The organism is Phytobacter sp. V69 (genome assembly GCF_965644215.1).
Classification (GTDB): Bacteria; Pseudomonadota; Gammaproteobacteria; order Enterobacterales; family Enterobacteriaceae; genus Phytobacter.
In genome coordinates, this window is record NZ_CBFFRL010000455.1 from 1 (window position 1) to 893 (window position 893).

The window sequence follows — 893 nt, forward strand, 5'->3', positions numbered from 1 at the left end:
AATAGTCATGATAATAGGGCCTTCTGATTAGAAGGCCCTATTATCAATGATTTTTATCCTCGTGACGACACCATCTAGTATTAACCCGCACATTAATTTCTGGTGCGTATCGCTGATGGGGTTGTTGTTTTTGCTGGTGAACATTTTCTTTAAAACCGAAACCCGTCAGCAAACGGCAAATGCAGAAAACCCCATCGTCGCTCAGGATTTTATTACTATCTTCAAAGATATACAGTTTTGGTTCTTTGTTATTTTCATTGTCGGCACCTGGTCATTTTATAATATTTACGACCAGCAGATGTTCCCGGTCTTTTACGCCGGGCTGTTTGATAACCCCGATGTGGGCTCTCGCGTTTAGGGCTATCTGAACTCTGTTCAGGTGATCCTGGAAGGCGTTGGGATGGCATTGACTCCCTTCCTGGTGAACCGAATTGGGCCGAAGTCTGCGCTGATGCTGGGCGGTGTGATCATGACCTGTCGCATTTTAGGTTCGGCTTTGTTCACGGATGTGTACATTATTTCCGTGATAAAAATGCTGCATGCACTGGAAGTTCCGCTGTTTATTATCTCGGTGTTTAAATTCAGCGTGGCGAATTTTGATAAGCGCCTTTCGTCGACGATATTCCTGGTGGGATTCAATATTGCCAGCTCTCTCGGCATTATTGTGTTGTCTTTGCCCATCGGCGAGTTATTTGATCGGGTGGGCTATCAATCCATATTCTTTATGATGGCAGGCGTTGTTGTCGTCATGGTGTTGTTTGGGTCACTGACGCTCAGTAAAAAAACACATCAACCGCAGCCGCTGGAATCAGTACAACACTAGGCTGTGTCCCTTAATTGCATAACCTCTTGTAAAACAATCGGATGCAACCCAGCTTGACCATTGAAAGATA

The 893-nt window shown here is 44.8% G+C and carries 1 pseudogene; it reads left to right on the forward strand.

Going from position 1 to position 893, the window contains the following annotated elements:
- Positions 1-76: 76 nt before the first annotated feature.
- A pseudogene (locus tag ACSZPU_RS25935) lies at positions 77-823 on the forward strand (oligosaccharide MFS transporter); the annotation flags it as partial.
- Between the last annotated feature and the right edge of the window lie 70 nt (positions 824-893).